This is a genomic window from Synechococcus sp. R55.8 (genome assembly GCF_047461895.1).
GTDB lineage: Bacteria > Cyanobacteriota > Cyanobacteriia > Thermostichales > Thermostichaceae > Thermostichus.
This window is the reverse complement of the sequence record NZ_JANSIB010000125.1, coordinates 1-7,308: the sequence shown is the minus strand read 5'-3', so window position 1 is coordinate 7,308 and position 7,308 is coordinate 1. Positions and strand designations below refer to the sequence as shown.

Below are 7,308 nucleotides of genomic sequence, written 5' to 3'. Positions count from 1 at the left end.
GGGCATCCCGTCCTTTTCGCGTCAGCGGGACGTAGTCCTTAAGCTCAGGAAATGTCTGAAGCGATAGCAGGGGTCACTGAGAAGCCCGCGCTGTGTGCGTAGCAACCCTGCGGGAAGCTAGCTACAGCGTCGGGAGTATGTCACGCAGCCTGCGACTTCATGGGCTCCGAGTAGGCCAAAATGAACTGAATGAACTGGTCGATCTCCAGCAGAATGTGTTCCGCCTCGGCCAGAGAGGTCGGTACGGTTGCCAGCACCTGGGCATCTACTTCTGCAGCCTGCCCCGCTTCTCGCAAGAGGTTCATCGAGTTATGGCTGAGCAGGAGCTCCAGCTCGTTCAGGGTTACCATGGCCAGCTGCTCCTCGGCTTGATGGAGCTTATTTTGTAAAGTCTGAACTTGTTCGGTTTGCACCTTCAGCCTAGCTTCCGCCTGCTCAGCGCGAGATACAGCCAGTTGTGCAGCTTGCTGGGCCTCATCCCGCTGAGCTTTCAGGAAGGCCATCTCTTGCTCCAATTGTGCCAATCGCTCTTGCAGGCTGTAAATGTGCTGATCCCGGTCTCCCAAAGCTCGCTCCAGCTCGCGATTTCGAGCCTCCATCTGCTGACGAGCTTCGTTCGCTTGGGCCAGCTGTTCCGCCAAGTTTGCCATTTCCTCTTCCATGTTGGTGAGCCGACTCAAGCGTTCCAAAACCTGAGCATTTTCGGCTTCCAGTTTCTCAATCAGCGCTTGAGCGCTCAACAGTTCTGCTTTGGTAGAGTCCAGCTCGCCGCAGACTTGGTCGTAGTTGGCGATTAGCTCGCCAAGCCGGGCCTCTTTGGCTTGCAGTTCTTCTCGTAAGGAGTTCATCCAGCGGTCGCTCTGCTTAAGCTGCTCTTGCAAAATCGGCTTGAGCGGAAAGAGTCGTTTGATGTAGCGCTGTAGGCGGCTGTGGGACTGATCCAATTTGTCGAAGGCTTCATTGAGAGAGAGATAGGCCTCGCACAGTTTCATGTAGCGCCGAGCCACAGAATCAGGATGATCCATAGGAATATGAGTCCAGGTGGGGGTGCCGTGTCCATTTTATGCCGTTCATTCTATCGGCCAAGCCTGGAGAAGGAGGCATTTGATACAACAACTGGGGGCTTAATTTTACTTTAATATCCGGTGCCCCAATCTCTCTTGCGAGCCAAGGCCAAAGAGTCTGCCCAAATCCAGCTTCAGACATTGCCCACGGGCCATACGGAGACTAGAGCTTCTCCCCCAAGGCAATCATTCTCTTGACCGCAAAATGTTTATCTACACATTTAGTGTCTACAAGAGGATGCCCGCGAGTCCTAACGCTAGATACGCTGCAAAAGCAGGGCTCTTCATGGCTCAAACCGGCTGCGCATTGGGGATCCCTAGCTTCTCCAAATAGGCGGCTGCCCGCAGCAACTTGGCTTCTTGGTAGGGGGCGGCCACCAGTTGTACGCCAAAAGGCAGGGATCCACTCTCGCGCAACGGCAGCGAAAGCACCGGCAGACCGATAAACGAGAGGGGCTGGGTGTAGAGGCCGAGGTTGGGCCGAGTGAGAACCTCTACCCCATCGATCACCATCTTCTCTTGGCCGAGCAAGGGGGCAAAGCAGGGGGTGGTGGGGGCGATGAACAGATCGATCTCCTGAAAAATGGCCTGCACCTGCTGGCGATACCAGCGGCGAAAGCGCTGCGCCTGCAAGATCCAACTGGCGGGCAGCAAAGCTCCGGCCAAAAAGCGATCCCGGGTGGCCGGGTCAAAGTCGTGGGGGCGAGTTCGCAGGTTGGGCAAGTGCAGGTTGGCTCCCTCAGCAGCCGTGATCAGGAAGGCGGCGGCACGGGCGCGCTGGGCTTCCGGGATCCGCACAGTCTGGCCGACCCCCAAGGCTTGGGCCACCTTTTCTACCCCGGCCAAGATGGGGGGCTCTGCCCCTCGGGCAAAGTAATCATCCGCCACCGCGATGCGCAAGCCCTCGATCCCCTGCCCCAATTGCCCAAAGGTGGGATCTACAGGACGCCGGGTACAGACGGGATCTTGGGGATCCGGCCCTTGCATGACATCGAAGCTGAGGGCAATATCGGCCACCGAACGGGCCAAGGGGCCCACGTGGTCAAAGCTGGCGGCAAACAGAGCCGCTCCTGCCCGCGATAGACGGCCATAGGTGGGCTTGAGGCCGTAGACGCCACACAAAGAGGCCGGTACCCGAATCGAGCCGTTGGTGTCGCTGCCCAGGGCAAGGGGCACCAAACCTCCTGCCACCGCTGCTGCCGAGCCGCCAGAGGATCCCCCCGCACTGCGGCTGAGATCGTGGGGGTTGTGGGTGGGGCCGTAGTGGCTGTTTTCGGTGACGAAGCCGTAGGCGTACTCGTCCATGTTGAGGGTGCCCACCAAGATTGCCCCTGCCTGCTTGAGACGAGCCACCACCGTTGCATCTTGGATGGCCGGGGGATTTTCGCGGTTGATCGCCGAGCCAGCCAGGGTGGTGAGGCCGGCCACGTCAAATAAGTTCTTGACGGCAAAAGGCACCCCTGCCAACGGGCCTACAGGGATCCCTTGAGCCACCTGTCGATCCACCTGCTCCGCCGCTTGTAAGGCCGATTCCTCCAAGACAGCTGTAAAGGCATTGAGCTGGGGATCCCGCCGGCGAATCCGCTCCAGACAGGCAGCCACCACCGCTTGGGCGCTCACGGATCCCTGGCGGACAGCCCTGGCAATAGAGACCGCGTCAGCGCTGCCGAGAAGGTGGGGATCCCCGGTCATGGCTGGGGGTCAAAGGTGGGATCTGGCTCAACTATCGGCGGCAACGGGAACTCCAGCACCTGTTGAGCAATGGGCAGAAAGCGGGCAAAATTTTCGATCACCCCTGCTCGGTGTTCAGGATGCAGGGGCAGTTGCAGCAGTTGGGCCATTTGATCGACGTAGGTTTCGGGATCCCAGGGCTGCATGGTTTTGGGGTCAGGGAGCCGATTGCAGCAAAAATACCACCACTAGCCTCCAACAACAAGACCGTCGTTGGCTAGGGAGCGGCCATCTGCACAGCGTTGCCCTGCAGCGACCAGAGACGCTCGTTGGGCAAGACAGGGCGGGTTATCGCCTGCCGTTCCAGCTCATTCAAAGCAACGCGACGGCTATGTGCAGAGCGATTGGAAGCAGCGCTGGCTTGCAGGCGTTTGCGGAACAGACGCAACTGCTGCTGCTCTGCTTCGGGAGAAACATGCTGGGCAAAGAGGGGATGCAAGATTTTCTCCTCCTGATCAAACTGAGCCCGCAATTGCCGATAGAAGTGAAGGGCAGCAGAAGGATCCACCTGCTGCGGGGTGCGCTCTGATTGGTGCAAAAAGCGCGTCAGCTCTGGAATCTGATCCCGCAGATGTTGCTCCAGCCGCTCAGTTTGGGCGCTGAGGTGGGGATCCGCCTGGAGAGCCGACCTGAGCAGGGGGTAGAGAACATGGCGCTCCAGTTGAATGTGGCGGGAGAGGCGCTGTCGCAACCTTTGTACACAGAGGCGTCGCTGCTCCAGATCCAACTCCGGCGCTCGAGACAGGCGAGTCAAAAACTGCAGGATGACGCGGTGCTGTTCAGCACAAAGGGCAACCAGCGTACCGGCAGAGGTTGCTCGCGTCAGCGGGAGGGACTCCTCAGAAGACATGGCAGTTGACAGCAGAGAAGTTTCATCTCAGCTTAACTTTGTCAAGAAATGGTGGCTTGCGTAAGGGTACGGGAATAGCGCAGGTGTCTTGGATACACTCGGGCAGCAATCCTGGGAAAAGTTGTCCAGATCTGAACTCCGGCAACGCCACTCTCTAGGCTTGCACGGGCCAACGGCGTTTCCAAGCAGAAGTGGGCTCCAAAGGGGATCCCTGCTGTTCCCGTTGGCGTTGCAGACGGATTTGCGCTCTATCTCCTTTCAAGGTGGGATCCCGGTAGGGCACGGCAGCGCGAGTTTTCAGGTGCTCCCACTCCATGGGGGAAAGAGGCGGCAGGTGGTCAGGTTGGGGCGAGGCCACTGTCCCCGGCCAAGGACGACCTACCGGGGGGGTAGAGCCGATGAAAAGCCCTGCTTCCAACAGAGCCGCTCGCACCGCCGCTGCACAGGAATAGGTGGCCAAAATCCCGCTGGGGCGCATCCGTTCGGCCACGGCCCGCAAGAAATCCACCGTCCACAGCTCTGGGCAAACCGAAGGGGAGAAGGGATCCAAAAACACCGCATCTGCCCACCCCAGCGGCACCTGCAACACCGTTTGCCGGGCATCGCCCCACAGCAGCGTTCCGCGCCAGCGCTCCGATTGCCAGGATCCCTGTTCAATCCAGTGTTGCCATTCTTGCCCAAAGCTCCAGGTGGATCCCACCCCCGCCTGCCAAGCCTGGCGAGGCACTTCCGGGGATCGCTCTAGGCCGATTACCTCCACAAGACAATCGGGCCGGATTTGCCAAATGGTTTCTAGGGCAAGGCCGGAGTTGTAGCCCAGGCCAAAGCAAATATCCAAAAGGCAAATGGGCTGGGCGGGATCCCGTTCCAAAGGCAGCCGATCCAGCCGGCAAGGGCGGACAAACTTCTCCAAAGCCTCCTGGGCGGCACCACTGACGTTGTGAAAAGCCTGTCCAAACTCTTCCGAGAAAAAGGTCAGGGATCCATCCCCTGTGGTCAGCACCTGCCACCGAGTCTCCATTGCCTGCTGTTGTCTCTATTTTCAGTTGGGCGATTCTTTGATAGCTTGAGAACGTTGAGATGTGTTTCGCAGCTCACCGGCAGGGCTCTCAACATCCCTGAGTAGGGAGGATATTTCAACAGCTATGTCTCTACTGGATTGGTTTGCGGAGCGGCGCAGACAAACCTCTCTGAACCTGACAGGTAGCAGCCCCTTCGACAAAGAGCGTCAGGTAAGAGAGATTGCCGACGGCCTCTGGCAAAAGTGTCCTGCCTGTGACACTCTGACCTACACCAAGGATCTGCAGCAAAACTGGCAAGTCTGCCCTAGCTGTGGGCATCACCATCGCATTACAGCTCCAGAGCGGCTGGAACAGCTTTTGGATCCCGGATCCTGGCAACCCCTCGACGAGCACCTGGCTCCCACGGATCCCCTACACTTTTTCGACCAAAAGCCCTACTCCGAGCGCTTGGCCACCTACCAGGAGCGCACCCAGCTCAAGGATGCCGTCCTGACAGGGTTGGGAAGCCTGGAAGGGATCCCGGTGGCGATTGGAGTGATGGACTTTCGCTTCATGGGCGGCAGCATGGGCTCGGTGGTAGGCGAGAAGATCGCCCGCCTCACGGAACGGGCCACCTGCGATCACCTGCCTTTGATCCTGTTTTCGGCTTCGGGGGGAGCCCGCATGCAGGAAGGGATCCTCAGCCTCATGCAGATGGCCAAAACCTCAGCCGCCCTACAAAGGCACCGCGACGCCGGACAATTGTTCATCTCCGTGCTCACCCATCCCACCTATGGCGGGGTAACTGCCAGCTTTGCCATGCTGGGAGATTTGATCCTGGCCGAGCCGGGCGCGCAGGTGGGGTTTGCCGGGCCGAATGTAATCGAGCAAACCATCGGCAAGGGCAAGCTTCCCGAAGGCTTCCAAACCGCCGAATATTTGCTGGCCCAAGGGCTCATCGACGCGATTGTGCCCCGTACTGAGCTGCGCAAGCGGCTGGCCCAGTTGCTCTCTATGCACCGTCCCCGTTTGCACATGTCCCTTCCCTCCATAGACTCGGAGGCTTTAACCCTGCAACCTATGCTGTAGGTAGATCCGCCTAAGATGCGGAATTTGTGGCCGAGGCCGGATCCCTTCCCTGCGGGGGATGGAGTTCCTGCTAAGCTCTGGGGCGGCTCTTACTTCATGGGTTTACACGGCTTCCCTCTGGCTTGTTGGGAGAGGAGCTGGGGACGAGAGGGCAGATGTTTTTGGAGGGAGCTGCGCTGTCCCTGGGGATCTTCACAAGATTTCCTGGTGGGCGGTAGCGGATGGTGTTAAGGTGGGGCATGAGGTCTTCACTGGAAACGATGGATTTCAAGCTGCGCATCCGTACTGCTGAGACTCCACAAGGGCAAAAACTGGCGATTGTGCCGCTGGAGGGTCGTTTTGATGCCAAGGCCGCCTCAGAAGTTCGGCAATTGCTCCAGCAGGTTTTAGATTTCGGTTACACCAATATGTTGATCGATATGTCGTCGGTCACTTTTATGGACAGCTCTGGGCTGGGGGTGTTGATCTCTGCTTTGCGCAAGTGCCGTGCTGCTGGGGGCAACCTCAGCCTCTGTTGCGTGCCGGAAAATGTGGCCCTCGTCCTCAACCTCACCTCTATGGAAAAGGTATTGACCTGCTTTAGCGACCTGGAGACCGGCATTGCCAACTTTTCCAGCGCTCCCACGGCTCGTTAGGCCGACATTAGGCCTTACTTTTGGGGATCCCCCGATGCTCTTTTCAGCCCATCAGCGAATTCTGGTGATCCCTCTAGCAATTTTCTCAACAATCTTCAGCCATGCCCCAGACCGGCCTCGATACCTTTCAGCTTCTCTACCAGCACCACCGTGGCCCCAGCTTCTGCGAGCGCATGCTGGCAACAGCTCCTGGGCGCTTTAACGAGGCGTTTTGGCAGTTCTGGCAGATGCACATCGAGCCCTGTCTGCCTCCTGCACCGCGCTTGTTGGATCTGGGAACCGGGCCGGGGTTTGCTCTGGGTCAGTGGGCGCAACGCTATCCCGGAGGACACTTCATCGGGGTGGATGTGATGCCCTACATGTTGGAGCGAGCGGCGGCAGATTTGAAAGGGATCCCTGGAATCCAGCTGCTGCAGGCCGACCTGCACGACCCTCACTTGCCGCTTGCGGCCAACAGCATCGATGCAGCTCAGGCAGTGGTGGTGTTGCACGAGATGGTGCAGCCCTTGCGCTTGTTGCAGGAGGTGTTGCGTCTACTCAAGCCGGGGGGGCGATTTTTGCTGGTGGATTGGGTGCGCGCCCCGCTCAGCCTCTACTTCGATGCCGATACAGAGGCCCAACTCTTCCAGTCGGACACGCCTTTGGAAACGCTGTTGGATCAGTTTACCCACTTCTACGAGCACAATCGCTTCAGCGCCGAAGACCTGGTGTGGTTGCTGGAGAAGGTGGGTTTCGCAGTGGTGGCTCAGCAGCTCTACAACCAAAATCGCTTTGTGCGACTTGCAGCCGAAAAGCCTATCTCGTAAACTACCCGGCTCCGACCGCTAAGCGGTACGGAGCGGGCTTTCAGTAGCCCTGAGCCTGCTCTGCCCTACCAGAGAACAAAACAGGCCCGTTCGCGAAGCGAGCCGTAGGCTTAACCTCTAGGCTGGTTTACG

Annotated in this window: 8 protein-coding genes; 3 read left to right on the top strand and 5 right to left on the bottom strand. The window is 58.7% G+C overall.

Annotated elements, in window-relative coordinates; genetic code table 11:
• Positions 1–140: 140 nt before the first annotated feature.
• The 5 genes from NW829_RS11240 to NW829_RS11220 all read right to left on the bottom strand — a co-directional run bounded on the left by NW829_RS11240 (position 141) and on the right by NW829_RS11220 (position 4,666).
• A complete protein-coding gene (locus NW829_RS11240; RefSeq protein WP_414417107.1) occupies positions 141–1,025 on the bottom strand; it encodes a hypothetical protein in 885 nt (294 codons plus the stop codon).
• 330 nt (positions 1,026–1,355) lie between these two features.
• Complete coding sequence (locus NW829_RS11235) at positions 1,356–2,756, bottom strand: AtzE family amidohydrolase (protein WP_414417106.1); 1,401 nt, start codon at positions 2,754–2,756, stop codon at positions 1,356–1,358.
• Complete coding sequence (locus tag NW829_RS11230; protein ID WP_011430915.1) at positions 2,753–2,941, bottom strand: DUF4089 domain-containing protein; 189 nt, start codon at positions 2,939–2,941, stop codon at positions 2,753–2,755. The genes NW829_RS11235 and NW829_RS11230 overlap by 4 nt, the downstream gene beginning before the upstream one ends.
• Before the next feature lie 71 nt (positions 2,942–3,012).
• The gene (locus NW829_RS11225; RefSeq protein ID WP_414417105.1) at positions 3,013–3,645 is read right to left on the bottom strand and encodes a hemerythrin domain-containing protein; all 633 of its coding nucleotides are present in this window, start codon (positions 3,643–3,645) and stop codon (positions 3,013–3,015) included.
• Positions 3,646–3,799: 154 nt separating this feature from the next.
• Positions 3,800–4,666, bottom strand: coding sequence for a tRNA (5-methylaminomethyl-2-thiouridine)(34)-methyltransferase MnmD (locus NW829_RS11220; RefSeq protein ID WP_414417104.1), 867 nt, complete (start codon positions 4,664–4,666; stop codon positions 3,800–3,802).
• 124 nt (positions 4,667–4,790) lie between these two features.
• On the opposite strand from NW829_RS11220, the gene accD reads away from it, so the two are divergent.
• The 3 genes from accD (at position 4,791) to NW829_RS11205 (ending at position 7,176) form a co-directional block, all read left to right on the top strand.
• A complete protein-coding gene (gene accD / locus NW829_RS11215) occupies positions 4,791–5,735 on the top strand; it encodes an acetyl-CoA carboxylase, carboxyltransferase subunit beta (protein ID WP_414417103.1) in 945 nt (314 codons plus the stop codon).
• Positions 5,736–5,974: 239 nt separating this feature from the next.
• Positions 5,975–6,370 carry an STAS domain-containing protein gene (locus NW829_RS11210; protein ID WP_238376804.1) on the top strand — a complete coding sequence of 132 codons (396 nt, stop codon included), beginning with the start codon at positions 5,975–5,977 and terminating at the stop codon, positions 6,368–6,370.
• A gap of 101 nt (positions 6,371–6,471) precedes the next feature.
• On the top strand, positions 6,472–7,176 hold the full coding sequence (locus NW829_RS11205) for a class I SAM-dependent methyltransferase (protein ID WP_414407702.1): 705 nt from the start codon (positions 6,472–6,474) through the stop codon (positions 7,174–7,176).
• The last annotated feature ends 132 nt before the right edge of the window (positions 7,177–7,308 follow it).